Source organism: Nitrospira sp., from assembly GCA_005116745.1.
GTDB lineage: Bacteria > Nitrospirota > Nitrospiria > Nitrospirales > Nitrospiraceae > Nitrospira_D.
On sequence record SWDS01000010.1, the window covers coordinates 390,847 to 416,101 of the forward strand.

A 25,255-nucleotide genomic window follows, 5' to 3' on the forward strand; every position below is an offset into this window, starting at 1 on the left:
ATTACTGTACAAACATGTTGCTTGGTGGTGCAGGGGCTGCCTCATGGGGGTTCTTGCCGTGGGGAGTGGCACCATGGGGATTCGTACCGTAGGGCATCACGCCTCCATGTGGAGTGCCATGGCCCTTGGGCTGGCCCATCATCTTGGTGTGCTCTGACTGCTCCTTCGCTCGTTGTTCCGGAGTCAGCAAGCCCATCACCTCGAGACGTGTCTTAATGGATGTCATCCGCAGCCCGACTTGCAAATCTTCGCTTTGTCTCAGCTTGGTCTCGATCGCGGTGAGATCGGACTGGTCATTGTCAGTCAGCGCCTTCAGTTCACGTTCCGCAATTTGGATGTCGGCTTCGGCCTTGATCCGTGCTTTGTCAAGATTGAGCTGTATGTCCTTCAGCTTGGCGACCTGATCTGCCGTGAGTCCAATATTCTTGTCGTGCTTCAAGAGATGTCGGATTAGATGGCCGGTCCCGCTATGCATCACTCCTTTGCCATAGCCGTGGGCCCCGCCGCCGTGTCCCCCTCCAGCATGACCATAACTCGGATCATTGGCCCACAGACTTGGTGTGTTCACCATGAACAGACATGCCGACGCGACGACAACAGCTACCGTCGTCTTTGTGAGAGATATCATGAATTCCTCCTTGGTTGAGAGGCCCTGGAGTCGAAGATTGCCATAGCAGTCCGCGTAACGCAAGCGAGGGGCTTGGCGTTGCCAAGATCGATCATGCTTCTGGTTTAACGCCGTTGGGCGCTATGGAGAAGTTCCATTCGCGGGTCTGGATGCCGTTGTGTGCTCAAACGTTCGTACAACATCCGTTCGTCTTCGCTGACGCTGGCTGGTATGACAATCTGCAACGTCAGGAACAGATCGCCATGCCCGCCTGTGGCCGAGGGAAGCCCCTTCCCTTTGAGTCGGAGTTTCCCGTCGGCTTTGCTGCCCGGTGGAACCTTGACCTTCACCGGTTCCGCTAAGGTTGGCGCAGTTACCTCTGCCCCGAGCATGGCTTCCCAAGGATAGACGGGCAGACTGACATGCAAGTCCGAACCGTGTCGGCGAAAGATGGGATCAGAGGGGATGACCACATGCAGATACAGGTCCCCGCGCTTTCCGCCATGCGTTCCAGGCTGGCCTTTTCCAGCAACCCGAACCCGTGTTCCGTCTTGCACGCCAGCGGGAATCCGCACTTCAATGGTCTTGGATTCGGTTGTCATCCCGGAACCCTGACAGGTAATGCACGATCGGCTACGCACGGTGCCGCTTCCTTGACAGGTCGAGCATGTTCGAGGCTCACGCAGATTGACGCGCCTCGTCACACCGGTGAGCACCTCGCGCAGCCCCAATTGGACGTCGGTCTCGAGGTCCTCTCCCGGCATTCCAGCTCCACTGCGTCCGGCTCCGCCGCGGTCGCGGTTTCCAAAGATGTTTTCAAAAAAATCGGAGAATTGCTCGCTCCCGGCTCCGCCGCTTCCTGGACGGTTGTAGCCTCCATCGGAGCCCCATGGTCCGCCAAACCCTTGTCCTCCGGTCTGCTGACGAGCTTTCTCGAATGCTTGCGCTTGTTCCCAATCGGCTCCGTACTGGTCATACTTCTTCCGCTTCTCCGGATCGGTCAGGACTTCCTGCGCCTCATTGAGCTCTTTAAATTTCTTTTCCATCTCCGCCTTCTTCGCCCCGGCATGGAGATCGGGATGGTACTGGCGGGCGAGTCGGCGGTAGGCTTTTTTGATGTCGTCGGGCGAAGCCGTGCGCGGGAGGCCGAGCACCTGATAGTAGTCGCGTGGGGTCGTTGCCATACGTGATTTAGGAGATGAGAAGCATCATCGTCTGGATCAGCTTACGGAGTGTAGACCTGGTTTGCAAGGGCCGAACGGATCAGCAAGAAGTCGAATTTTTATCCCGTGGCATGAGCCTAGATTGAGGGCAGATCTCGCATGCGGCTAGCCAGGCACAGATGTCTTCAAGTGATGGGCCGAGATCAATAGTTAAAGTAATACTTTATTAGTATGGGCGCGCAAACAGCATCAGCGGACAGCGTGAGAGAATTGAAAGGTCATATGTGCTTAACGGGAGATTCTGCGGAGCTTCCAAAATCTCCTGCGCGATTGACCTCCGAACCACGATCCGCTATGAAGTAGGGATAACCGATGCGAGAGACTCGAGTGATGGACTGGCGATAAACGAAGAGTTGAAAGTTTACATAATATATCTTATCAGACTATGACATTTGAGCTGCTTGGCCGAGTACATAAAGAGCTTTCAATTACCGGACATGCGTTCTACGAAACGATTCTTTCGATTTCCGAACTCGTGAATCGAAAGGTTCAGATTATTCGGCTCCATTGGCAGGCGTCTACGTTGCTTCAGCGCATTGACGATGTTACGGCTGAGGTCGGCCAACAAATCGTTGTGCAGGTCTCTGATCGACTTCAGGACCAGAGTCACCCCGATGCGGTTGTCGGCGTGATCGATCAGACTCTTGCCAATGCCATTTCTCGTGTCCAAGAGTTGAAGCAAACGTTGATCGGGGTTGATGCCGAGATTCGCGAGCTCAAAATCGAGACGGTCCATCAGGATTTGCTCTCTCTTCAACAGGATTTGGCACTTCGTTCAGGAGGTATCGAGCGGCTGACCGTCGTTCGAGGGGCGGCCGCGGTGGGACAGCTGCTCAGTGCGCTTCCGCAGTATTCCTCCACTTCTGTGGCTGCCGTTTTGCGAGGGCCTTTTCTATTGGCTCCGACCCAGGATCTTCAGTTTCGACCAGGCGACATCGTGGTGTTGGTTGGTGCGCAAACGGAACTCGATCAACTTGTCTCCTGGTTTGCCGGCCAGCGTCCCCTCGCTGCGTCGTTCACGAGAGTCGGTGTAGAGGAGTAGGCACATCGACAGAGATCAGATACAATATCGCCCAATGCTAGCTCGAGCATTACCAGCAGTATCTGTGCTGTTCTATTGTATCGCTCCCCTCCTTTTAGCTGTCATCGGATGTGGGGTAGCTGAGGCCGTATCGCCGGACTCACCCGGCATTCGCATGCTTGAAGAGATTCAAGCCGTCATTACCGAACTCGCTGAGCAGGCCAAACCTTCCGTCGTCAATCTGTTTCCCATCACCAGCACGAGTAGGCTTCACGAAGGGTCCGGTGAGCGTACGCCGAATGCGTCAGGCTCCGGTTCGGGCCTGATCGTCGACAGTGACGGCCATATCGTGACAAACCATCATGTGATTGGTGACGCCACTGAGATCGAAGTGCGGTTTTCTGATAAGACGAAGCGTATCGCTCATGTAGTCGGCAAAGATCCGGACACCGATTTAGCAGTGCTCAAGGTGACCACCGATCGACCCCTGCCCAGCGCGCGATTTGGTGATTCTGCCGGCGTCAAGGTCGGTCAATGGGTGTTGGCCGTCGGAAATCCATTCGGACTGGACCGGACGGTGACGCTTGGCGTGGTCAGCGGCATCGGTCGAGAAAATATGAACCTCTCACGGTACGAAAACTTTATCCAGACCGATGCCTCGATCAACCCTGGAAATTCCGGGGGCCCGCTCTTTAACCTACGTGGTGAGGTGATCGGCATCAATACGGCGATCATTAATTTCGCTCAAGGCATCGGATTCGCCATTCCCTCCAATATGGCCAAGCAGGTCATCGAACAGTTACTTGCAAAAGGCAAAGTCGTGCGGGGCTGGCTCGGCGTTGGGATTCAACCGTTGACGGCTGAGTTGGCGAAAAAATTTGGAGTCACCGAAGGCGAAGGGGTACTCGTGAACGAAGTCTTCGAGAAAGACCCCGCAGCCTTGGCTGGGATCAAGCCGGGCGATGTCATTGTCCGGATCGACGGCGCCGTTGTTGATTCACCAAATAAGCTGTCTCGTTTGATCGCGACGCTGATTCCGGGCACGACCTCAACGATTGAAGTCGTCCGGGATCTGAAACGCTTGACGATGGACGTTCCTCTCACCGAGCGGCGTGATACAGCTGTCATTGCATCGCTTCCTCAACAAGAGGAGAAGTTGGAGGTGAAACTTGGCCTTGACCTCCAAGACCTGACGACCGCCCTGGCGGAGAGGTTCAAGCTTCGTGAATCGAAGGGTGTGCTCATCACAAAGGTTGAACCCAACAGCCGTGCTCAAGCGGAAGGCCTCCGTGAAGGTGACCTCCTTAAAGAGGTCAACCGTCTGGAAGTGTCTTCCGTCGCAGAATTTATATCAGCCATTGCACGGTCTAGGCGTGGCGATACCCTGTTGCTCCGTGTGCTTCGGGAAAGCCGCGCATTTTATGTCGTGCTCAAAGCCTACGACTGACGGTCTCAATGGGCCGTGAAGGCTTGTCCTTCTGCCTTCTGTCGCTCGATGACCTTTGTAGCCAACTCTCTTGGTACTTCATCATACTGGGCGAAATCCATGACATAGCTGCCCCGCCCCCCCGTCATGGCGTTGAGGGCCGTCGCATAGCGAAGCAGCTCAGCTAGTGGAACCAACGCTTTGATTTGTTCGGCATGGTCTTGTGCGTTGACAGCCACAATACGACCTCGTCGGGCATTCAGGTCCCCCATGACGGCTCCGACCGCGTCGGTCGGTGTGTCGATTTGGACCGTCATGACCGGTTCAAGCAACACGGGATGCGCGGTCTCTATCGCTTTCTTAAATGCTATTGATCCTGCGACCTTGAACGACATCTCGGACGAATCCACTGCATGATAGGATCCGTCATAGACGGCCACCTGCACATCGACGACCGGGAACCCGCTCAACGGTCCCTCATGCATGGCATCCAGAACTCCTTTTTCCACAGCGGGAATGAAATTTCGAGGAATCGCTCCTCCAACCACGCGATTCTCAAACGCGTACCCATGGCCGCGCGGGAGCGGCGCCACTTCAAGCCAACAATCGCCGTATTGCCCATGCCCGCCGGTTTGCTTCTTGTACTTGCCCTGTGCCTGTGATTTCGTCTTGAGCGTTTCTCGGTACGGGACTTTCGGCGTGTGCAGTATGACATCGACTCCAAACTTTCGATGGAGCTTTTCAAGGGCCAAATCGATGTGAAACTGCCCCATGCCGCTGAGCACCATCTCCTTGGTTTCGGCATTGCGCACGAATTCCAGCGTGGGGTCTTCTTCGATGAGTTTGTGAAGCCCAAGGCCTACCTTGTCGATGTCTGTCTTGGACTTGGCGTCAATCGCAAACGACAAGATCGGCTTTGGTAGGCTCAGTATGGGGTAACAGATGGGAGCCGTCTCTTGACACAGCGTGTCACCGGTATGCGTGTCTTTGAGCTTTCCGATCGCCACGATCTCTCCCGCTTGTGCGGAGTCGACGGCCACATGACGTTTACCCAACACCGTGTAGAAATGGCCGAGCTTCTCCCGTACATGTTTGGAAGCATTCAGCACCGTGGCATCGGCATGGATGGTCCCGGACAAGACACGGCAATAGGACAGTCGACCGACGAATGGGTCGATAATGGTCTTGAATACATAGGCGGAAAACGGTTCCTGCAGACTCCCCTTTCGCTCACAGTCTTCGTGAGTCTCTGGGTGAATGCCGCGCCATGGATGGGCCGCACCACGTTCGGAGGGTGACGGTAATAAGGCGACCATCGCATCCAGCAAGGACCAGACTCCGACATTATGCATGGCGGATCCGCCATAAATGGGAAGGAATTGTTTCGTCTGGATGTCGCGTCGGAGTCCTTGCAGAAGGTCTTCTTGGCTCAACTCTCCCTGGATCACGTAGGTCTCCAACAAGGTTTCCCCGCTTTCCGCGACCGCCTCCACGAGTTGCTGACGCGCTCTGTTGAGGATGCTCTCTAGGGGGGGTGAGACTAATAGGTGTTCGATCTTGGTGGAACTCGGCCCAGATCTCACCAGCTTCTCATGTCGTACATCAACTACACCGTCTAAATTCACACCAGTGTTGATTGGTACTGCCATAGGGAGTGGAACACAATCTAGCTGTTTGCGACAGCTCTCAAGAGCGTTCTCAAATGACGCACCTTCTTTATCAAGTCCATTGACGAACACCAGACAAGGAAGGTCTAATTCTTTGATCCTTGTCCAGAGCCGTGCCAGCTCTGTTCTTACCCCCATGGTTCCGCTCAGAATCAGGATGACTGCATCGGCGGCCTGCAGGGCAGCGAGCGATTCACCAAGAAGATCGAGTGCACCGGGAGGGTCAATTAGGTTGATGTTGGTGTGATTCCACGTGAACTGAAGAAGGCTGGTACTTGTCGATGTGCGATGCCGAAGTTCTTCGGGCTCAAAATCGGAAACGGTAGTCCCGTGCATCACAGACCCGAGCATGGGGATCGCACCACCAACATATAGCAAGGCCTCACTGAGAGAGGTCTTACCGGCACCGGCGCTGGATACGATGGCTACGTTTCTGACGGGCTCCAGATGGGTTGTGTCCATAGTCTGCCCTCCTTGTTGAGTATGGGGTTAGGCCATTCGCGTCCTCACGTTTCTTGGGCTGGTGCTTTGGTCGGACATCATCTCAGGGGTCCTTGTACTCGTTATGCTGTCCTGTCAGCCATCCCTCGTCGGCAAAACTCACATATCGACCATCTCCGATGATTACGTGGTCCAATACACGGATCCCCAATAGGGTGCCAGCCGTTGTCAGTCGATCGGTCAATCGCCGATCCTCCGGGCTTGGTGTTGGATCTCCGCTGGGATGATTGTGAAGAAAAATGACGGCGGCTGCCGATTCACGCACGGCGAGCGCAAAGACCTCACGTGGATGCACGATGCTGAGTGTGAGGCTTCCCTCTGAGACCGTAGCCTCTTTGATCACGATATTTTTCGCGTCGAGCAGGATGACCTTGAAGAGTTCGTGTTTCACATCGCGGAGCGCAGGGTGAAAATGTTTGAACAGATCCGAGCTTGAGGAAATGCGAGTGCCCGTGGACATTGGAACAGCCAGCGACCGTCTCCCTAAGGCCAATGCGGCTTTGAGTTGGGCGGCTTTGGCGGGACCGACGCCAGGGATGGTGCAGAGTTCTTCAATGCCACAGGTCGCCAATCCTCCCAGTCCACCGATTCGGTCGAGGAGTTCGATGGCCACTTGCACAGCGGATGAATCGCGGCGGCCAGTTCTCAGGAGGATGGCGAGAAGATGGGCATCGGATAACGCTTCGGGCCCCTTGGCAAGAAGACGTTCACGGGGACGTTCGGTCTTTGGCCAGTGCGCAATGCCCTTTCTCGGTTCCTTGCGTGCCACAAAGACCTCAGGTGACAAAAAAATGACGACCCGGACTCTTTTGTACCGCCAAATAGGGAGAAATTACCCGTCTACTGGAAATACGTAACCAGTAACTAATTGAAATTATTAAATATAACAAATTGGTGCAGCTCTTGCTTAAGTTTGCCACCAGCTGTGAACGTCGCCACCTTGGGAGGGATCCATGGAATGTCCAAAGTGCAAAGGGATGATGATGTTAGAACGGTTCTCCGATTTTTTTCTCGTGTTCTATGCATGGAAATGCATTAATTGTGGAGCCATTATTGACCGCACCATCTCCAACAACCGTAGAAAAAGTTTGGCTGCCCGCGCCCCTCAGACCGTCGAGACTCGGTAAATTATTGCGTTTCGTACTCGAGGTCTGGTCCGCATGGGGCCTATGTGGACTTCAGGACGGTGCTCTCGTCCTTGACGTACCAATAGGCTCAACGAGCGTATTATAGTCCTCTGAAAGAAGACGGTCAAAAGAGTATTAAGTGCTCCTCCACGACTCAGTTGTGACCCCAATGGTCTCCCTTTCATTCCGCATTTCTTGACCCCTGTAAAAACGCTATGTTAGATTCTCACATTTAGTAGACGATGTTTCTGGTATGCGTGTAATCGCTGGTACCCACAGAGGTCGTCGACTCTACGGGCCGCGAACACGTGCTCTTCGCCCAACCTCTGACCGGGTTCGAGAGGCCCTGTTTTCAATTCTCGGTAATCGGCTGAAGAATGGCCGCTTTTTGGACCTCTACGCCGGGACTGGAGCCGTGGGGATCGAAGCTGTCAGCCGTGGCATAGAACACGTGACCTCGGTCGAGTCGAACCGTGATGCATTGAAATTACTACATCAAAACTTGGAGCTGTGTCACATCGGTGAGGAAATAGCGGTGCGGAGTCAGACTGTTCAACAGTTTCTCAGCTACCCCAATCAGTGGAATGGTCCCTATGATATTGTCTTTGCTGACCCACCCTATGCGGAGGCGTCCGAGCTGCCAGCATTACTGGCTGAGTCTCGGACCGACGATCTGTTTGCCCTGGATTCCTGGTTGGTCATCGAACATGCTGCAAAAACCGATTTGCCCATGTCGTTGGGATGCACCCAGTTTCTGCGCCGGTATCGCTATGGGGATACGGCCTTATCCCTCTACATCCGTTCCTCTACTGTGACGGCATGAAAATCGGCATTTATCCAGGCACGTTTGATCCCATTACACATGGCCACGCTGACATCATCACCCGAAGCCTCCGCGTATTCGACAAGGTGGTTGTGGCGGTTGCTCCAAATCCGTCGAAACATCCGCTCTTCAATTTGGCTGAACGCCTTGATATGGTGCAGCTGGTCATGAAGGATGTTGGACAGGTTGAGGTGACACCGTTCGATGGGTTGCTCGTCAGCTATGTTGAGCGGTCAGGCGCCCATGCAATCATCCGCGGCTTGCGCGCCATTTCAGACTTTGAGCATGAGTTTCAGATGGCGCTCATTAACCGAAAACTTGCGAAGACGGTGGAGACGGTGTTTTTGATGCCGAGCGAAGAATACTCCTACTTATCTTCGACAATCATCAAAGATGTGGCACAGCACGGGGGCAGTTTGAGCGATTTTGTTCATCCAGAAATCGCCCGACGCCTTCAAGCTCGTATCCGGAGTCTCAAATCATGAAATTGGCAGCACGTGTCGGTCGTATCGCGCCCTCTCCGACGTTGGCTATGGCGGCAACCGCCAAGGCCATGGCCGCGCAAGGACTCGATGTCATCGACTTTTCAGCCGGAGAACCGGATTTCGACACGCCGGAGCCGGTAAAGGCCGCGGCAGAAGCAGCCATACGCGAGGGGTTTACGAAATATACGCCTTCGTCCGGGATCGATGAGTTACGGGGAGCGATTGCCGACAAGCTCCAAGCTGAACTTGGGCTCCGATATGAGAAGTCCCAAATCCTTGTCTCCTGCGGGGCAAAGCACTCGCTCTATAATTTGGCGGAGGCCTTGCTCGAAGCGGGTGACGAGATCATCATTCCGATCCCCTACTGGGTTTCGTACGCAGATCAGGCGCTTCTCAACGATGCGACGCCGGTTCTGTTACCGACCAAAGAAGAGGATGGATACGCCGTTCATGCTCCAGAGTTGGAACGACTCATTACGCCAAGAACCAAAGCCATCATTGTGAACAGCCCATGCAACCCTACTGGGGCAACGTATGATCGGGCGACGCTGGAACAGATTGCCTCAGTAGCGGTCCGGCATGACCTTCTGGTGATATCGGATGAGATTTATGAAAAGGTGCTCTATGATGGGGCAACGCACATCAGCATTGCTTCGTTGGGATCAGAGATCGCAGCACGCACCGTCATCATCAATGGCGTCTCAAAGTCTTATGCCATGACAGGGTGGCGAATTGGGTACGCGGCCGGCCCCAAGAATCTGTTGACCGCGATGGCCAATATTCAGAGCCAGAGCACGTCGAATCCTTGCTCCATCTCGCAGAAGGCCGCCGTCGCTGCATTGCACCTTGGGGAGCCTTTCACACGCATAATGGTGGAAGAGTTCTCCCGCCGTCGAACTGCCGTTGTGGAAGGGTTGAACAAGATTCCCGGTGTGTCATGCCGAATGCCGAGTGGGGCCTTCTACGCCTTCCCTAATGTGAAAGGCTTGTTGGGGAAACGTGGACCTTCGGGAGTGCTGAAGACCCCGAATGACCTGGCGCAGTATCTCTTGCATGACGCGCGAATCGCGGTCGTTCCAGGTGAGCCTTTTGGAAGTCTGGAGCATCTCCGGCTCTCCTATGCCACCAGTATGACAACTATCACCAGAGGACTTGAGCGAATGGGGCAGGCGTTCGCGAAGTTGGCGTAAGAGAGTTGAGGTTGCTGCAACGATAAGAGGGAGGAAACCGGTGCCGATTTATGAATATCAGTGTGACGGTTGTTCGTATCGTTTTGAAGTGAAGCAGAGCATCAAAGACGATCCGCTCTCGACATGTGAACGGTGTGGGAAAGCGATCAGACGGCTGATTTCATCGCCTGGGATCATGTTTAAGGGGAGTGGCTGGTACGTCACTGACTACTCCGACAAACTCAAACCTCCATCCAGCACGGGTAGCGAAACCGGTGGGACAAATTCAGGAGCAAAGAGTTCAGGAGAAAAGAATGCTGGAGAAAAGAAGGAGCCGGCTGCGGCTACTCCAGCAAGCTCTGCCCCTTCTTCTTCTACAGTGACGTCGACGACGGCGTCGAGTAGCTCAGCAACGTCCACACCGAGTACGACAACACCCTCCCCTTCAAAATAGGCTCGTGAGCCGATTATCGCACACCGATTGTCTTGGGAGCCTGGTGTTTGCCTGTCGGCGTCTTCGTGACACTTTTTGCGGGTAGTTTGGTCGCGGTCCTTCCGGATGGTTTTGCCTGATTTTTATGAGGCGGTGTCTTTGGAGCCATCGCCTTCAATGCCCTCGCGCGGGTCGCATCCAGTTGATTTTGGAGGCTGGTCATCATACCGGTTTTTTCCCGACTGATGCGGCTCACTTCATCAAGCTGCCCCTGCAGCTCTTGTTTACTCTGAGATAAGTCGGTGATCTGGGCCTGAAGCTGAGTCTTCTCCATGGTCAAGGTTTGGGCCTCCGACCGCAATTGTTCGATCTCAGCCTGCAAGGCTGGCGGCCAATAATCACACCCCACAAGGCCAAGGGCGAAGCCGAAACCAATAACTGTACTAAGTACCCGCATCGGATGGCGTATCATGGCCATTCCCCTTTCATCAGAAATAATCTGTCTTTGCCAGGTGCTGGTGTAGACATGCTGTGTCCCTCGTATGTTGTACACTGACTATCGTGGGGGATATTGTAACAGATTGCAGGAATTGGCTGAGGAGAAGATCGGCCCCGAGTGTTCGGATCTACGGCAACTTTTTGAGGTAGATCCAGGTAGCTCTAACAAGCTGTGTGGATGAGGGCTCGTGGTGAGATTGATGTGTGCACTGAATAGGTTGTTCGAGGAGAGTGACTGTTCCGGTTTATGCCTTCAGAGCCCGGTGTGCGATATCCGTTCGGAAGTGACAACCCTCAAAAGAGATCGTCTTCGCGACTCGATAGGCCTCGCCTTGTGCCTCCAATAACGTTCGTCCTCGACCGAGTACGCCGAGGACGCGGCCGCCTGCTGTCACGATTTCATGCCCCCTCTGTGCTGTTCCTGCATGAAAGACGACGGAGGAGGAGTCCGATAAGGTTGTCGCCATGGGGAGTCCAGAGAGCGGTATTCCTTGCTGATAGATACCAGGGTAGCCTCCCGATGCCATGACCACGCAGACCGTTGCATCCGAGTGCCACTCAACAGGAAGTTGGTCAAGTCGATGTTCGATCACAGCTTCAAGAACATCGACGAAGTCATTCTTCAGCAAGGGTAACACAACTTGAGTTTCTGGATCGCCCATACGAGCGTTGAATTCGAGCACGTATGGCGTCCCGTCCATTATCATGAGTCCGGCATACAGTACACCTTGAAACGGCGAACCAAGCCGCGCCATGGCGTCCACCATTGGCTGCAAGACCTCACGACGGACTTGTTCTTGGATCTTGGTCGTTCCCAGTGGGGCCGGGCAATAGGCGCCCATCCCACCGGTATTCAAGCCGGTGTCTCCATTGCCAACCCGTTTATGATCCTGCGCTGGTGGCATCGGTACCACGGTCTTGCCATCGGTAAACGCCATGATCGTCAGTTCCTCGCCATCGAGAAACTGCTCGATCAGCACCTGTTTGCCGGCTTGGCCGAACACGGCCTTCTCCATCGAATCGATGATTGCCTGTTTTGCTTGGTCCTGAGTGGTTGCAATGATGACGCCTTTTCCTTGAGCCAGCCCGTCTGCCTTAATCACGACCGGTAACGTCTGCTGCTCGAGATAGGCGAGTGCATCCGTGATCTTTTCGAAACTCTTCGCATGGGCCGTCCGGATCTTGGCTTGCGCCATGACTTCCTTCGAGAAGACCTTACTCGCTTCCAAGCGGGCGGCGTTTTTGGTTGGTCCAAACACTTTGAGCCGAGCTTTGCGGAATTCGTCCACGATGCCCAGCGCGAGCGGCGCTTCGGGCCCAATCACTGTCACATCAATCTTTTCTTGGAGCACGAAGTTCTTCAGGCCGGCAATATCGTCCGACTTAATTGGGATGCAGTTTGCCAATGACGCGATTCCCGCATTACCTGGAGCACAGTACAGGATTGGCTTACGGGGACTCTGTGCGAGCTTCCACACCATCGCATGCTCACGGCCCCCACTGCCGACAACGAGAATTTTCATGTCAGGTCCTCAGTAACGTGTGATACGTGACGAGTTAGGAGGGAAGATGGTACGGGTAGATCGTCGCGACAACAGGCGAGGAGTCAACTACATACCCATTACTGCTCACGATCGTTATCAATGTCTAAAATGCCGCATTCCGGTGAGAAGCATCGCCATTCCATGTTCATCCGCGGCTTTGACGATTTCCGGATCTCGGATCGATCCGCCTGGTTGAATGACGGCTGTGATCCCGACTTCGGCGGCAGCATCGAGGCCATCGCGGAATGGAAAGAACGCGTCTGAGGCCATGACACAGCCTTTGACAGGCATTTGCGCTTTCATGGCCGCCAATTTCACGGAATCCACACGACTCATCTGTCCTGCCCCGATGCCGATGGTCTGGCCAGGTTTGGCATAGATGATGGCGTTAGACTTGACGTGTTTGCAGACTTTCCATGCAAACGCACACGCGGCATATTCCTCATCGGTCAGTTTACGGATGGTCGGCACGGCAAGTGTCCGAATATCCGGCAACACCCCGAGATCCCGATCCTGGACAATAAGTCCGCCGACTAGTTTCTTCAGATCGAACCCTTCCTGCTTCACCTTCGTCAAGGGACCCACATCCAATAAACGCAGATCCTTCTTCCTCTTCAATTCCGCCAACGCATCTCCAGCGAATCCAGGAGCGATGACGACCTCAACAAACGTAGACGTGATTTCCTTGGCAGCCGCCAAATCAACCGGCCGGTTGAAGGCAATCACCCCGCCGAAGGCAGACACCGGATCCGTCTCTCTCGCCTTGACGTACGCCTCCATCGGTGTCTCACCGAGTGCCACTCCACAAGGGTTATTGTGCTTGATGATCGCGACGGCCGTCTCCTCATATTCCTTCACCAGCTCGAGCGCGGAATTCGCATCAAGGAAGTTATTGTAGGACATCGCCTTGCCATGCAAGATCTTCCCACGAGAAACAGATGGCTCCGTACTGTCCAACTCACGATAGAACGCGCCCTGCTGGTGAGGGTTTTCTCCGTAGCGGAGGGACTCAGCCAACTCAAACTGCAGCGACAACACTTTTGGGAACTTGACCTCCCTAGCCTGAGCGTGTTTCTCCAGATAGCCGGCGATCAATCCGTCATAGCGTGATGTATGTTGGAACACCTTCATGGCTAACTCACGACGCAGCGCCGAGGTCACCGTATCGCCGTTTACCGCCTCCAGCACACGTGAATAATCGGCAGGATCAACGACAGCGAGCACATCTTCATGATTCTTGGCAGCCGACCGCAGCATGGATGGACCACCGATATCAATATTTTCAATGGCATCCTCGAAACGGCAATCTGGTTTGGCGATCGTGGTTTCAAAGGGGTAGAGGTTAACCACCACGACATCGATTGGACCGATCCCATGTTGAGTCATTTGTTCGACATGCGCCGGAAGCGACCGGCGTCCCAGCAGGCCGCCATGAATCTTGGGGTGTAACGTTTTCACCCGACCATCGAGAATCTCTGGTGAGCCCGTATAGGCTGCGACATCCGTGATCTTCATTCCGGCGTCGCGCAACGCTTTGGCTGTTCCTCCCGTGGACAAAATTTCCACGCCGATCGCGGCCAGCCCCTTTGCCATCTCGATAATTCCGGTCTTATCCGAAACACTGATCAACGCCCGCTTGATGCCGGCCATGTGAGTACTCCTTGGAATCGTGTGTGATGCGAACGAGATATGTCGACTACAATAAGGCGGCCGAAGAATAGCAAATGAGTGGGTTAAGTTCAAGGCGACGAGTACGCCCCATTCAACATCATACAGGTTACCAACAGGGCTTCTGAAGCCTTACAACACGAACTTGAGTGTTGCCAGTCCAGACGAAAGTGTCATTGACGTTAGTGCCACGATTCGAGTAATGTCTCCCTTCAATAAAGACCCATGTATTTCATTAACAGAAACTCAATTTAATCCAGAGGTATGTTATGCCAGCTAACCGATTGGTGAAACTCATCGAGAAAAACTCCGAACAGCTTGCCCGAGAGCTCAGCGAAAAGGTGTGGAACTCTCCCCGCTGTAGCGATCTCCGTAAAGTCCCAGCGGACGAGCTCCAAGCCCGCACCCGGGAGATCTACCAAAACTTGAATAACTGGTTGATGGACCTGACCGAGGCGGAGGTCGAACAGCGCTACACAGAGCTAGGTGCCCGCCGTGCCGCACAGGGTGTAGCCTATAGCCACTTTCTCTGGGCCATCACCGCTACGAGAGAACACATGACAGCTTTCGTCCAGCGCGAAGGGTTTTCCGATACTCCCATGCAACTGCAGGGAGAGCTGGAACTGATGCACATCCTCGGCCAGTTCTTCGATCGCGCCTTGTATTACACCGCTATGGGGTATGAGCGCGAGCGGACGCGCATTGGATCGAATCTCCGCAGACGCAGGGACGATCACCAGAAGATACACGCGTAGCTCTCAGCACGAGTAGTGTCTGTCACAGACTCTACGGGCTGACGGCATGAAGGTGGGCCTGTAACCCATGTGCAGGAAGCGTTCTATTTTTTAGATTCTCTCCTTCTCGTTTGACAGCTTCCAGGGTACTTCTTCATTCAATCCTACATTTCAAGTGGCCATAGAGCTTTGCCTACAATGCATCGTACAACGTAAGGAGCTCGATTAGCACGGTAGCAGAAGTAGGCCTCGATCGATATTCTGAGCATATGTTCTATGTATGAAAAAAGAGGTGCGGACACTTGGGAGTGGGTAAAGTACGGGGCGGTGGCACTTGGCGGAAGGGAATGGTGACTTGAAGCAGGAGGACTCCTGTGGAATTTCTCTGGTTCTCGTTAAAAGAGGCCTCTAAATCTAGCCCATGTCACTGTCTAGCCGATTCTCCTTTTGATCTGCAGTTCTCTATACTTAAAAGAACCGTTGAGGGACTACAATGATGTCGTTCGGATGGAGGAGGTCGTTGAGTTTGACTGAAATTGTTTCTTCCTGCCCATTGATTACGCGTAACACCTTGGTCCGACTCTCCGCCGCTTTTTCTGTAAAACCCCCGGCCATCGTAATCGCCTTGTGTACGGTCAAGTCTTTCTCGTACATGTAGTCACCAGGGCGCTTGACTTCTCCATTCACATAGAGTTTAGAGGCCTGCGCCACCATGATCAGGTCGTTAGGAAGAACCACCGCATCAAGCGTCACCGGAACGGTTTGGGCACTGCCTCCGTTTTGACGGGTAATCTTCACTCCGCTCCGATCGGCCTTTTCAGTAAAGCCCTCCGCGAGAGCGAGTGCCTCCTGGACTGTCACACCTTCCTTGTATTCAAAGCCCCCTGGTTTCTTGACCTCCCCACTCACCGTGAAGTTACGGTGTTTAACGATGAATACGGTGACTTTCGGGTGCCGTATGTATCCCGCACGAAGCTGAGCCGTCAGCTCATCCTGAAGGTCTTGGACCGTTCGACCTCCAACGGACAAGGCGCCGAGCAGCGGGAAGGTAATCGTACCATTACCGTCCACAGTACGCTCCACCGAGAGATCGTCTTCTCCAAAGACCAGCACCCGGATCACATCATTGGGACCCAACTGGTATGTTGGTTGAAGTTCCGCGTGCGTGGTCGTGACAGCCCCCACCAGCACCATTGCGATGAACGCAAGTCCGACCAATCTGATAACGATATGTCTCATGCTCGCCTCACCATCGTAGTGATGTCTCCACTCATCCTGATACAAAACTCGTCTACGTCGCTTCCGCGCAGGTCTTGCCGGAATCAGGCGCCATTATGCACTAGAAAGGATGTTTTGTTAAAGAGTGCGCTCTGTAGTGACTCGAGCCAGTTCAGTAGCCAACTCGGCTTGTCAATCTGAGTCATGGCAGTGCCCCTCCATGGGTTGCGATGTCCTTCTACCATTTGTAAAACCGATTGCGGGGAATATCGAGCTCACGAGCCGTCTTGACGACCGAACGTTGGCTAGCGTGGATAAATTGGACTGCTTGCCGCTTAAACTCGGAAACACCTCGTCGTAGTGGTGCCGCGTCATACCTTCTCATGAGCAAATTGTGCCCAATTTCGTGGCGGCTCTCAAACCCGACTCAGCTCAGAGTACCGGCATTTGTTATGCTCCCACGACTACCGATACTCATCAATTGGGTTTCCGTACCGGACAAGACTTGTTCGGCCTTCTGACCGTTGTAGCCTTCTGTGCGTTGGAAGGTCGGCACCAATTCATGAAGAAGACTTATCACACGATCGGTTTCCTGCCGAGCTGCGGCTTGCTCCAGCATTGCCACGAGCGGCATTAATGTGTAGGGAGTCCAGAGAAGGTTTGATGTGACCTTCATAATCTTCTCCCCCATTGATGGCTCAACAGTCTCCTCATGCCCGACCAATTCTTCATACAGCTTTTCGCCCGGCCGAAGCCCCACGAACGACAGAGCGATATCTTCATCTGGAGTCAAACCCGTCAGGCGAATGAGATTCCGTGCCAAGTCTACGATCTTGATCTGTTCCCCCATATCCAACACATAGATCGCGCCGGGCTCACCGATCGCGGCAGCATGCAAAACCAGTTGCACGGCTTCTGGAATCATCATGAAGTATCGACGTATTTCAGGATGGGTGACGGTCACTGGCCCACCCGCCTTGATTTGCTCAAGAAAACGCGGCACCACGCTACCATTGCTTCCCAGCACATTCCCAAATCGAACGGTCACGAATCTAGTTTGACCCTGTTGCTCCAAGCTTTGTACAACGAGCTCGGCTATACGCTTGGTCACTCCCATGGTGCTGGTTGGGTTCACGGCTTTATCGGTTGAGATCATCACGAATTGCTCGACCCCGCAACGGGCCGCCGCCTGAGCCACAATCCGAGTCCCACGGACATTATTCTTCACGGCGGCACAGGGGTTGGCCTCCATCAACGGCACATGCTTGTGGGCCGCTGCATGGAAGATGATGGCCGGTTTGTATGCTTGCAAGACCTTCTCAACGTGAAGCTCATCTCCGACGTCTCCCACAACTGGAACAACCGGAATCCCGCACATACCATCAATCAGTTCGTTATGGATTCCAAATAAGCTGTTTTCATACCGCTCGAACAGGATCAGGAGACTTGGCTCAAGCGCCGCAACCTGCCGGCATAATTCTGATCCGATTGAGCCGCCTGCCCCTGTCACCATAATCGCTTTGTCTTTAATGAGCCGATGGAGCGGCGTGATATCAAGTCCCACCGGAGCCCGATCCAGTAGATCTTCCACTGCCAGATTCCGGATCTGTGTGATCTCGACCTTCCCCTCAATGATACTTTTGAGATTCGGCACGATCTGGATTCTCACCTTGTGTGGCTCAAAGAGTTTCACCAGATCACGTATGACACTTGGCCTGGCGGATGGGATCGCCAACAGGACGACACGAGGGGTTACATCCGTCATGATTCGGGAGAGATGCTGGCGACCGCCAAGTACCGGCACGCCGTGAATGCGCTGGCCTATTTTGGCAGGGTCATCGTCGATAAATCCAAGGGGTTCGTAAGTGTGCACTGAACTCTGTTTCAGTGCTCTGACGAGGCCCGCACCTGCATTGCCGGCTCCGTAAATGACCACCCGTGTGTCACGATTGGAACGGCCCAACTCATGGTAATATCGTCGGCTGAGACGAACCCCTCCCAAGAGGATGATGAGCAATGCCGTGTCCAATATGTAAATGGATCGTGGATAGCTCTCCAGCCCAATGCCCCATCGGACCGCACCATAAAACACCGCCATACCCAAGATCGAGGAGACGATGATGTTCTTGAGGTCCCAGATGCTCGTGTGTTTCCACATTCCTTGATAGAGCCGGAATGGGAGAAGAACCAGCAGACGAATCACCAGCAATAACGGGAACATTTGTAGGAATAGCCCCATCGCCCAATCGGGAATGATCCCGTCAAACCTGAGCCAAAAAGCCAGATAATTGGCGAGCCCGATCAGGCCCACATCAATCGCGACAATAAGAGGCCGGCGGAACCGGAGCAAGGGTTCAATCATAACAATATCCTATCGGTATGCGAGTACGATGTAGACTGAAATTATCTCTCAGATCGTGGGGTAACGGTACAGCAGCATATAGCCGAGTAATTATTCAGAGCCCCACTCTGGAGTTGGAGTGGCGATAAGGAAACTCACGGCGGTATTGCATGACCCATTCGTACAGTTCGGGGGTAAATCGACCGAGCACGGCGCCCCCCAGGCTTGGGAAGAATGATAGGAGCTCTCGAACAGATAGCACTCCCGGAGAAGTGCCGACCGGAGTCGCCACGACATTTACGTCAATGCCAGTTCCGAAAAAGACAAGGGTGAAGATGGCGGCGGCTCTCACCACATGGTCGCGAGACGTGACAATCATCACACGATCCATCCGCTCACTAGCGAGTACACGACGGAGGGTTAAGGCCTCATCGACGGTATTGCGCACGCCGGTTGCACAGAGTTCACGCACTCCACGCTTACGGAGGCAGGCCTCATCAACCAGGGTAGACAGTATTCGCGGCGCCAACCCTTTCGCAACCAACAATGCAGCCAGTCGATCACGCGTGACGTCTTTTGCCAAGGGGACGATGGCGTCGGCTGGTTGCGGCCTTTCAAATAGAGGATGCGGGCGGAACATGGTCACAAACTCTGGGTAAAGGATGAGCCAGTTCAGTCCGTAGAGACCAAAGAGGCCAGCGAGTGGCAATAGGACAATCGTCAGCAACATCCATTTGCCTCTCAATAACTTCGCCCGCACAAGAGTCATCTTTCTTTGACCAAGCACGCTCACTTTCTCGATTGGTTATCCCTACCCCAGCAACTGCTCAACCTCTACGCAGACGTGATTTATTTCCTCCAGCGTCGTGTGGGAGTACAACGGCAGTGCGAGGGCTTCCCGGCTGATCTTCTCTGTATGCTGTAGATTCCTGCTTACACGCATAGGAAACCGTTGAAAGAGCGCATGCTCATGAACCGGCGGATAGAAATATCGCTTCGTCTGAATTCCTGCTACCTTCAATGCCTCGTAGACCGCATCACGATTCAACTTTGCATGATCCGTGATAAACAACACAAAATAGTTCCCACTCGTCTTCCGATCGGCCGGGAATTTCTGAACCCAACATCCGGGAAGCGTGCCCAAACGATCTCGATAGATCGCAATGAGCTCCTGGCGTGCCTTGACCAGTTCGTCCATCATTCGCAGGGAGAGCAACCCGACCGCCGCGTGCAGCTCACTCATCCGCGCGGACAGGCCCAGATGATGCATTTCTTCCCCCTTCACAGGATCCTTACCATAGTCCCGTAGGGACCGCATCTGCTCCGCGAGGGTTCGATCATTCGTCGTGAGCAGTCCTCCCTCGACCGCCGTCACAACTTTCGTCGGGCTCATTGAAAATACTTCGCAGGTGCCGAATCCCCCCAGCGGCTGGCCTTGATACGTCGCGCCCAGTCCTTGTGCACTGTCGAAATACACGGGCAACCCTTTGCGAAGGCCAAGATCGAGCAAGGCCTCATTATCGGGAGGCAACCCGAAGATCGACACCGCGCAAATGGCGGCCGTCTTCGGAGACAAATTCCGTTCGATATCGGCAAGATTGATGGTGCATGTTCCTGGCAGACAGTCGACGAATACAGGAATCAACCCATTCCACAACAAGGCCTGTGCCGTTGCCGCGAAGGTAAACGACGGCACGATGACTTCTGCCCCCTGCGGCAATCCCAGAGCTCCGGGCATCATCATCAGTCCAGTCATACAGGACGAGAGCGCCACGCAGTATTGCGCGCCGGTCCGCTGGCATACTTCCTCTTCGAGGCTCCTGACGACGGGACCGAGTGTGACCGTACCGGACTCCCAGCTCGGCCCGACGAGCTGCATGATTTCGCTCATCGATGGAAGGGTGGGACGGATAATAGAGAGCTGCATAGTCTTCCTCCTTCTGCATGATCATCACTGCAATGTACAGTGATGATTCAGAAACGCGTGAATGGCTGACGGATTTTTCAACAAGGGACAAACGCGGATGGAAACAGCACATGATGAAACGACTGAAGATTCATGCGACGGTTCGGGGTGATATCACGATGCTACTGACTCGTGTCAGCCGTGAGTACTGCTGTCAACTGGATAAATAATCGGCAATGTAACCATGATCTGTCTCTTGGCAAAGAAGCACTCACACGGTTTGAACGGCAGTTACAGGGGACTCACCACCTGGGGGTTGTACGCCGCCCTCGGGCAAGGCAAGAACAAGAAAATATTGCGAGTTATGCGGTCAGAAGACAGCTAGAGTCTAACGGGAATGGCCTGGTGAATATGCCGCCCAGCCAGGGACGATTCTAAGTGTTTTAAAACAGTGCTACAGGAGGAAACGAGTCGTTCACTTTCAGCAACAAGTGAATTGGTATCGGGAGACAGCGCTGCACAGTCCCCTGCAGAACCGATGCAGATCAGTTGTCGCTCAGCATCGAAGCGTGCGAGACCTTGAAGTGCAGCAGGATCCTGGAGAATCGAAACCATTGCAACCCGGAATAGGCCGGAGCCCAGTCGGCCCACTTGATAGTTTCCCACATGAGTCGATAGCGCGATGTGAGAAAACCCATAGCGGACATGATGGGCAGCGGCCTCCTCAAGCCCGGCAATGGTACAGCGACACTCGCCATCGGATGTCGATAGGGGGAGCGGTACCTGAATCCAATGAACATGCTTCTCTGACTGCATGCTCAAGGAGCGATACCAGGCGCGTGCACGGGGAGTGTCGAAAAATACATCGGTGCTGAGCGTGTGCTGCGATGCCCGACGGATTCTGCTGAGCCCATCCAGCATCAGGGCAGTGCCCAGTCCTTGTCCGCGCACATTTGGCGCCAAATAGAGGTGATTGAGATGCAAGACCGTGTCGGTCTGTCTCCAGGCGCACATGCCGGTAATCTGCTCTCGCACTGTGCACACCACGTAGTCATCATTCTGGTTTCTCGCGAGTTCATCGGCGATGAATCGTGCGAGATATTGACTCCCCAGAATCGTGATCTGTCGTACCTGCTCACTCACCCCCTCGCGCATCAGGGCCGCGATGGCTTCGCTATCTTCCGATCTGGCCGGCCGAATGATGGCGTCAGCGAGCATATCGTTTATCCTTAGAAGTTGAGGGACGCTCACCCGCGATAGGCGGGGAAAAATCCGGCAGGGGGCGCCCACTGATGCCCTTGCGCGCGTTCCCAGGCTGCGCGTTTCTCGATGAGGGTGTGATACGCGTGGCTGTCAAAAATGCGGCTCCCAACACAAAACTGCATGATTCCATTTGGAGCAAAGCGCTGTTTGTAACGCAGGAGACTGTCGTCGCTGCCATAGGCGCCACCCAGCACCACATGGTGCTTGTTCTGTGCTCTCCCCCAGAGGTTCACGCTATGGCGCAAGTAGGGGTTGGCGCGGAGCGATAATCCTTCCTCGACCGTCCCGCCCAGGAATGAATAGAGGTGGCTGCCTGAAATTAATAGGAGTTCACTCGAGACGACACGCTGCGCATACAAGGCATGAGCGAAGAGAACCTGGTCGGGAAGTTCTTTGACCAGCCGCTCAAAAAACGGCCGTGGAAAGTAATACATGGGCAAGGCCTCAAGCCGATTCATCGTTGAGTAATAGACTTGAATGAACTCTTCCAAACGCCGGCCTGTGAGATCCATCTCGATCGTCACACCCGCGCGTTCGGCTTGCCGCACATTTTCCCGAGCGGCCTTCGTATAGCTGCGCAGCAGGGCATCAGATTCGTGGTTGAGCGACACGACGACACAGTTTCCCTTGACGTGCGTATCACCGAAAAATGGGATGAGCTGTTCCTTAAATAACGAGAAGCGTGTGAATAACGATACGGCATGAATCGTCTCTGCCCACTGGTCAAATCCAGCCCAAAACGTTTCGACATGATTGGTTCCCCATCCAAATGGGCCGCCGTACCCGTATGCCGAAACGAGATCACAGGCCGTATCGTCCCCTCGCCCCCACGGTTCAGCGCTGAGTGGGCGAACGATCAGCGGGAACAGGATTCCGCTTTCCGAACACCTCTGACAGGCGCAGACGACTCGGTCCCCTGTTCGGGCAAAGAGTTCAACATACACGGGATGGGCAACCACATCGTGCGCTGGCCACCGGTGCCACAAGTCCAGCCACTGCGCGCGCTGTTCCGGGACAGCCGCATCGAGGAGAAGAAAGGTGCTGGGATCGATATTCATAGCCTGTGGGGTACCGGTTTCCTCTTACGCTAGTGGGTGCTGCACAGAACAGGGAAGACGCTGGGTTCGGTATAGTCCGGGAACCCGTCTTCACGTTTCGGCGCGAGATCGTCGAGGAAGATATGCCAAGGAATGCCCTTGGCATTGTGGTAGAGGCGATACCGATTGCCGGCATCCTGTACACGCACCGCTAAGGCGAGGCGTGATGTTGTGCTGGTGTTCGGCCCGCTTCCGTGAATCAACCGGCAATGAGGACTTCCCGTCAGGCGGGCGGCAATAGCGCCCAAGATCGGGGACAGCGCCAACGTTCGGACCTCTGCATTCTGAAGCGCCACTACCTCCGCGTTGCGCACCGTATTGCCATCGCCAGACTTCCAGTCAGAAAAGCCACTAGCAGGCGGAAGGAGCCAATCTCGTTCACCGAGAAAGTGCCGCTGAATCCCAATTGCTGCATGATCGAGCACCGCATCAGACAATACTCGTTTTGATCGGAACCAGCCATGCTGACGATGAAAAGCCACATCGTCATCCGTAGGAAGCAAGGCGTCCTGTACTCGTGTTAAGACCATGGAAGTTTCACTTAGAACGATTTTGAAGGTGAGTCAGATGGGTAGATGCAGGCACACCAGCGCAATATGTGCCGGTTTGCTTAGAGTATATGGCTAGTGAGGTGCGAATGTGCGTCTAGGTCATGAAGGACGGTCACTCCGGCCCCCACAATGGACTGTTCCCCTACCGAGACCATTTGTCGCAGGACAGCATTGCTGCCGATGAACGAACAGCGCTGAACTTTGGCTGCTCCATTGACGACAGCCGCAGTAGAAATGTGGCAATGGTCTTCGATGACGGCGTCGTGTTCGATCAGTGCCTTCGTATTGATGATGCAATTGTGTCCAATGGTGGCTCCAGCATTGACAAGGGCGTGGTGCATGATGATCGTCCCCTCCCCAATCACGGCCTGGCGTGAAACATGGGCCAACGGAGAGACGATGATAGGGAGGGTCATGCCAAGTTGCTTGAGATGCTCAAACAACCGAATACGGGGATCCGGAGACTTGATCTGGCCAATGGTAATCAGAAAATATTTGTAGGACATTGCCAACTCAGCAATATCTCCTTCTCGACCAAGCAGTGGATACGTCGAAAGCCCAAGATCCAAGCAGTCCTTTTCGTCAATGATGCCACGGATGGTGAATCGACCGTCTACTTCGATGACGTCGATGCAGGAGCGACAATGCCCTCCTCCGCCGATCAGTATTAAATCTTCTCTGTGTTTCATGAGGCTGCTCCGAGTGTACAATACGTTCGATTTCAACGTTTTACTGAGCGTGCCGATCTGAAGAGGCCCCCTTAAACTTGCCTCCCCAGGATGGATCATCGGGATGCATAATGCCCTCTCGTTTGAGAACTTTCCAGGGCGTGAGCAAGATGATTTTACAATCCAGCCAGAGAGAGCGATGATCGACATACCACAGATCGAGAAGAAATCGTCGTTGCCAGGTGGTGGTGTTCCGGCCATTCACCTGCGCCCAGCCTGTCAAGCCAGGAGGAACAAGGTGCCGTCGATGCTGGTCAGGGGTGTAGCGTGCCAAATATTCCATGAGGAGCGGTCTAGGGCCGACAAGGCTCATGTCTCCTTTCAACACATTGATCAGCTCGGGCAGTTCATCGAGACTGCTGCTCCGCATCAACTTCCCAAATCTTGTCAGCCGGTTCTCGTCCGGTAGCAACTGCCCGTCCGGTCCCCGATCATTCGTCATCGTTCGAAACTTGTACAGTCGAAATGGGCGTCCATGCAATCCCGGACGCATCTGGGTGAAAAGGAGGGGCCATCCGTGAACGAAGCCAGCGACGAGGGCCACGACGCCGACAATGGGCACGATGAACGGAAGCGCGATCACCGTCACCGTCAGATCAAACAGTCGTTTTGGAGGAAACAGTTCCCCAAAGCCGCTGCGAGTTTCGCGCGTTGTCGGGCAACATCGGTTATCCATGTGCGGCAGCGCTCCGAATCACGGGCAGGAGTCGCTGCCCTAGATATTCAGCGAGGGAACGGTTCCCGCTCGCGGTCAAATGGCAGTGGTCCGAGTAGGCGTCATCTGTCACGCCGAGAAAAATATCCGTGAGATCGGCAAAGTATGCCCCGTTTCGTTCACTCGCCTGCTGTAGTTTGGATGTCATCAATGAACGGGCTTGATTCTTAAATTCCACAAAATTCACCAGCCAACTCGTGGCCACTTGATTCAGAATCGTCTGTTCGAAGGGAGTCAGCTGCTTGCGTTGTTGATACACGATCTCGGGCTGGAGCGCGACGATGGGACCGATCCCTTCATGCCGCAGGACCAGCGAGTTTCGTTCGACCATTTTCACGAAATTGCGATCTGCACTCGCATCGAGATTCCACAAGGCTTCTGCCACATCGATGTGCTCGCGTCCCTGAGCGGAGTCCGTCCAATTCTCACTACTCCACCCACACGGTGGGGAAGACGGCCGGGTCGCGGAAATCCGGGTCGCCATTGGGCAGTTTGCGGCACAGCTTTTCA

Annotated in this window: 25 protein-coding genes; 7 read left to right on the forward strand and 18 right to left on the reverse strand. The window is 54.3% G+C overall.

What is annotated here, in order from left to right; all coding sequences use genetic code 11:
• Position 1: 1 nt before the first annotated feature.
• Both E8D52_16680 and E8D52_16685 read right to left on the reverse strand, forming a co-directional pair.
• A complete protein-coding gene (locus E8D52_16680; GenBank protein TKB66011.1) occupies positions 2 to 628 on the reverse strand; it encodes a periplasmic heavy metal sensor in 627 nt (208 codons plus the stop codon).
• 104 nt (positions 629 to 732) lie between these two features.
• Entirely contained in the window at positions 733 to 1,791 is a 1,059-nt protein-coding gene (locus E8D52_16685) for a J domain-containing protein (GenBank protein TKB66012.1), read from the reverse strand.
• Between the two features lie 424 nt (positions 1,792 to 2,215).
• Here E8D52_16685 and E8D52_16690 point away from each other — a divergent pair, with 424 nt between their 5' ends.
• Together E8D52_16690 and E8D52_16695 are read left to right on the forward strand one after the other, a co-directional pair.
• Positions 2,216 to 2,872: a hypothetical protein gene (locus tag E8D52_16690; GenBank protein ID TKB66013.1), complete on the forward strand. Its 657-nt coding sequence runs from the start codon at positions 2,216 to 2,218 to the stop codon at positions 2,870 to 2,872.
• Between the two features lie 34 nt (positions 2,873 to 2,906).
• Positions 2,907 to 4,298, forward strand: coding sequence for a Do family serine endopeptidase (locus tag E8D52_16695; GenBank protein ID TKB66014.1), 1,392 nt, complete (start codon positions 2,907 to 2,909; stop codon positions 4,296 to 4,298).
• Between the two features lie 5 nt (positions 4,299 to 4,303).
• On the opposite strand, the gene E8D52_16700 is transcribed toward E8D52_16695, so the two are convergent.
• A complete protein-coding gene (locus tag E8D52_16700) occupies positions 4,304 to 6,406 on the reverse strand; it encodes an elongation factor G (GenBank protein TKB66015.1) in 2,103 nt (700 codons plus the stop codon).
• Between the two features lie 82 nt (positions 6,407 to 6,488).
• Entirely contained in the window at positions 6,489 to 7,214 is a 726-nt protein-coding gene (locus tag E8D52_16705) for a JAB domain-containing protein (GenBank protein ID TKB66016.1), read from the reverse strand.
• Positions 7,215 to 7,825: 611 nt separating this feature from the next.
• Here E8D52_16705 and rsmD point away from each other — a divergent pair.
• Genes rsmD through E8D52_16725 form a run of 4 tightly spaced genes read left to right on the forward strand, consistent with a single transcriptional unit; the run spans position 7,826 to position 10,503 of the window.
• The gene (rsmD, locus tag E8D52_16710) at positions 7,826 to 8,395 is read left to right on the forward strand and encodes a 16S rRNA (guanine(966)-N(2))-methyltransferase RsmD (GenBank protein TKB66017.1); all 570 of its coding nucleotides are present in this window, start codon (positions 7,826 to 7,828) and stop codon (positions 8,393 to 8,395) included.
• Positions 8,392 to 8,880: a pantetheine-phosphate adenylyltransferase gene (coaD, locus tag E8D52_16715; GenBank protein TKB66018.1), complete on the forward strand. Its 489-nt coding sequence runs from the start codon at positions 8,392 to 8,394 to the stop codon at positions 8,878 to 8,880. The genes rsmD and coaD overlap by 4 nt, the downstream gene beginning before the upstream one ends.
• Complete coding sequence (locus E8D52_16720) at positions 8,877 to 10,070, forward strand: pyridoxal phosphate-dependent aminotransferase (protein ID TKB66019.1); 1,194 nt, start codon at positions 8,877 to 8,879, stop codon at positions 10,068 to 10,070. The genes coaD and E8D52_16720 overlap by 4 nt, the downstream gene beginning before the upstream one ends.
• Positions 10,033 to 10,503, forward strand: a complete 471-nt coding sequence (locus E8D52_16725; protein TKB66020.1) for a zinc ribbon domain-containing protein — start codon at positions 10,033 to 10,035, stop codon at positions 10,501 to 10,503. Before E8D52_16720 ends, E8D52_16725 begins: the two co-directional genes overlap by 38 nt.
• 13 nt (positions 10,504 to 10,516) lie before the next feature.
• Here the strand turns inward: E8D52_16725 and E8D52_16730 are convergent, their stop codons facing one another.
• From E8D52_16730 to purH, 3 genes are all read right to left on the reverse strand, one after another.
• A complete protein-coding gene (locus E8D52_16730; GenBank protein TKB66021.1) occupies positions 10,517 to 10,960 on the reverse strand; it encodes a DUF3450 domain-containing protein in 444 nt (147 codons plus the stop codon).
• Between the two features lie 265 nt (positions 10,961 to 11,225).
• Positions 11,226 to 12,503, reverse strand: coding sequence for a phosphoribosylamine--glycine ligase (gene purD, locus E8D52_16735; GenBank protein TKB66022.1), 1,278 nt, complete (start codon positions 12,501 to 12,503; stop codon positions 11,226 to 11,228).
• A 117-nt stretch (positions 12,504 to 12,620) separates the two neighbouring features.
• Positions 12,621 to 14,174, reverse strand: coding sequence for a bifunctional phosphoribosylaminoimidazolecarboxamide formyltransferase/IMP cyclohydrolase (gene purH, locus E8D52_16740; GenBank protein TKB66023.1), 1,554 nt, complete (start codon positions 14,172 to 14,174; stop codon positions 12,621 to 12,623).
• 287 nt (positions 14,175 to 14,461) lie between these two features.
• Here purH and E8D52_16745 point away from each other — a divergent pair, with 287 nt between their 5' ends.
• Positions 14,462 to 14,947: a hypothetical protein gene (locus E8D52_16745; GenBank protein ID TKB66024.1), complete on the forward strand. Its 486-nt coding sequence runs from the start codon at positions 14,462 to 14,464 to the stop codon at positions 14,945 to 14,947.
• Positions 14,948 to 15,394: 447 nt separating this feature from the next.
• Here the strand turns inward: E8D52_16745 and E8D52_16750 are convergent, their stop codons facing one another.
• The 11 genes from E8D52_16750 to E8D52_16800 all read right to left on the reverse strand — a co-directional run bounded on the left by E8D52_16750 (position 15,395) and on the right by E8D52_16800 (position 25,130).
• Positions 15,395 to 16,165 (reverse strand): hypothetical protein, encoded by a 771-nt coding sequence (locus tag E8D52_16750; GenBank protein TKB66025.1) that lies wholly within the window; start codon positions 16,163 to 16,165, stop codon positions 15,395 to 15,397.
• A 217-nt stretch (positions 16,166 to 16,382) separates the two neighbouring features.
• Entirely contained in the window at positions 16,383 to 16,529 is a 147-nt protein-coding gene (locus tag E8D52_16755; protein TKB66026.1) for a hypothetical protein, read from the reverse strand.
• A 42-nt stretch (positions 16,530 to 16,571) separates the two neighbouring features.
• Positions 16,572 to 18,506 (reverse strand): polysaccharide biosynthesis protein, encoded by a 1,935-nt coding sequence (locus E8D52_16760; GenBank protein ID TKB66027.1) that lies wholly within the window; start codon positions 18,504 to 18,506, stop codon positions 16,572 to 16,574.
• Positions 18,507 to 18,600: 94 nt separating this feature from the next.
• Entirely contained in the window at positions 18,601 to 19,272 is a 672-nt protein-coding gene (locus E8D52_16765) for a hypothetical protein (GenBank protein ID TKB66028.1), read from the reverse strand.
• Positions 19,273 to 19,296: 24 nt separating this feature from the next.
• Positions 19,297 to 20,412, reverse strand: coding sequence for a DegT/DnrJ/EryC1/StrS family aminotransferase (locus E8D52_16770; GenBank protein TKB66029.1), 1,116 nt, complete (start codon positions 20,410 to 20,412; stop codon positions 19,297 to 19,299).
• A gap of 360 nt (positions 20,413 to 20,772) precedes the next feature.
• Positions 20,773 to 21,609 carry a GNAT family N-acetyltransferase gene (locus tag E8D52_16775; GenBank protein ID TKB66030.1) on the reverse strand — a complete coding sequence of 279 codons (837 nt, stop codon included), beginning with the start codon at positions 21,607 to 21,609 and terminating at the stop codon, positions 20,773 to 20,775.
• A gap of 29 nt (positions 21,610 to 21,638) precedes the next feature.
• A complete protein-coding gene (locus E8D52_16780) occupies positions 21,639 to 22,712 on the reverse strand; it encodes a GNAT family N-acetyltransferase (GenBank protein ID TKB66031.1) in 1,074 nt (357 codons plus the stop codon).
• Positions 22,713 to 22,741: 29 nt separating this feature from the next.
• Complete coding sequence (locus tag E8D52_16785) at positions 22,742 to 23,281, reverse strand: hypothetical protein (GenBank protein TKB66032.1); 540 nt, start codon at positions 23,279 to 23,281, stop codon at positions 22,742 to 22,744.
• A gap of 80 nt (positions 23,282 to 23,361) precedes the next feature.
• Positions 23,362 to 23,991 carry an acetyltransferase gene (locus E8D52_16790; GenBank protein ID TKB66033.1) on the reverse strand — a complete coding sequence of 210 codons (630 nt, stop codon included), beginning with the start codon at positions 23,989 to 23,991 and terminating at the stop codon, positions 23,362 to 23,364.
• A 40-nt stretch (positions 23,992 to 24,031) separates the two neighbouring features.
• Complete coding sequence (locus E8D52_16795; GenBank protein TKB66034.1) at positions 24,032 to 24,706, reverse strand: sugar transferase; 675 nt, start codon at positions 24,704 to 24,706, stop codon at positions 24,032 to 24,034.
• Positions 24,699 to 25,130 carry a hypothetical protein gene (locus E8D52_16800; protein ID TKB66035.1) on the reverse strand — a complete coding sequence of 144 codons (432 nt, stop codon included), beginning with the start codon at positions 25,128 to 25,130 and terminating at the stop codon, positions 24,699 to 24,701. The genes E8D52_16795 and E8D52_16800 overlap by 8 nt, the downstream gene beginning before the upstream one ends.
• Positions 25,131 to 25,255 lie beyond the last annotated feature (125 nt).

Excerpts from the sequence above, each read along its gene's own strand:
- E8D52_16680 (TKB66011.1), bottom strand. The coding sequence starts at position 628 with ATGATATCTCTCACAAAGACGACGGTAGCTGTTGTCGTCGCGTCGGCA.
- E8D52_16685 (TKB66012.1), bottom strand. The coding sequence starts at position 1,791 with ATGGCAACGACCCCACGCGACTACTATCAGGTGCTCGGCCTCCCGCGC.
- E8D52_16690 (TKB66013.1), top strand. The coding sequence starts at position 2,216 with ATGACATTTGAGCTGCTTGGCCGAGTACATAAAGAGCTTTCAATTACC.
- E8D52_16695 (TKB66014.1), top strand. The coding sequence starts at position 2,907 with ATGCTAGCTCGAGCATTACCAGCAGTATCTGTGCTGTTCTATTGTATC.
- E8D52_16700 (TKB66015.1), bottom strand. The coding sequence starts at position 6,406 with ATGGACACAACCCATCTGGAGCCCGTCAGAAACGTAGCCATCGTATCC.
- rsmD (TKB66017.1), top strand. The coding sequence starts at position 7,826 with ATGCGTGTAATCGCTGGTACCCACAGAGGTCGTCGACTCTACGGGCCG.
- coaD (TKB66018.1), top strand. The coding sequence starts at position 8,392 with ATGAAAATCGGCATTTATCCAGGCACGTTTGATCCCATTACACATGGC.
- E8D52_16720 (TKB66019.1), top strand. The coding sequence starts at position 8,877 with ATGAAATTGGCAGCACGTGTCGGTCGTATCGCGCCCTCTCCGACGTTG.
- E8D52_16730 (TKB66021.1), bottom strand. The coding sequence starts at position 10,960 with ATGGCCATGATACGCCATCCGATGCGGGTACTTAGTACAGTTATTGGT.
- purD (TKB66022.1), bottom strand. The coding sequence starts at position 12,503 with ATGAAAATTCTCGTTGTCGGCAGTGGGGGCCGTGAGCATGCGATGGTG.
- purH (TKB66023.1), bottom strand. The coding sequence starts at position 14,174 with ATGGCCGGCATCAAGCGGGCGTTGATCAGTGTTTCGGATAAGACCGGA.
- E8D52_16745 (TKB66024.1), top strand. The coding sequence starts at position 14,462 with ATGCCAGCTAACCGATTGGTGAAACTCATCGAGAAAAACTCCGAACAG.
- E8D52_16750 (TKB66025.1), bottom strand. The coding sequence starts at position 16,165 with ATGAGACATATCGTTATCAGATTGGTCGGACTTGCGTTCATCGCAATG.
- E8D52_16755 (TKB66026.1), bottom strand. The coding sequence starts at position 16,529 with ATGAGAAGGTATGACGCGGCACCACTACGACGAGGTGTTTCCGAGTTT.
- E8D52_16760 (TKB66027.1), bottom strand. The coding sequence starts at position 18,506 with ATGATTGAACCCTTGCTCCGGTTCCGCCGGCCTCTTATTGTCGCGATT.
- E8D52_16770 (TKB66029.1), bottom strand. The coding sequence starts at position 20,412 with ATGCAGCTCTCTATTATCCGTCCCACCCTTCCATCGATGAGCGAAATC.
- E8D52_16775 (TKB66030.1), bottom strand. The coding sequence starts at position 21,609 with ATGCTCGCTGACGCCATCATTCGGCCGGCCAGATCGGAAGATAGCGAA.
- E8D52_16780 (TKB66031.1), bottom strand. The coding sequence starts at position 22,712 with ATGAATATCGATCCCAGCACCTTTCTTCTCCTCGATGCGGCTGTCCCG.
- E8D52_16785 (TKB66032.1), bottom strand. The coding sequence starts at position 23,281 with ATGGTCTTAACACGAGTACAGGACGCCTTGCTTCCTACGGATGACGAT.
- E8D52_16790 (TKB66033.1), bottom strand. The coding sequence starts at position 23,991 with ATGAAACACAGAGAAGATTTAATACTGATCGGCGGAGGAGGGCATTGT.
- E8D52_16795 (TKB66034.1), bottom strand. The coding sequence starts at position 24,706 with ATGGATAACCGATGTTGCCCGACAACGCGCGAAACTCGCAGCGGCTTT.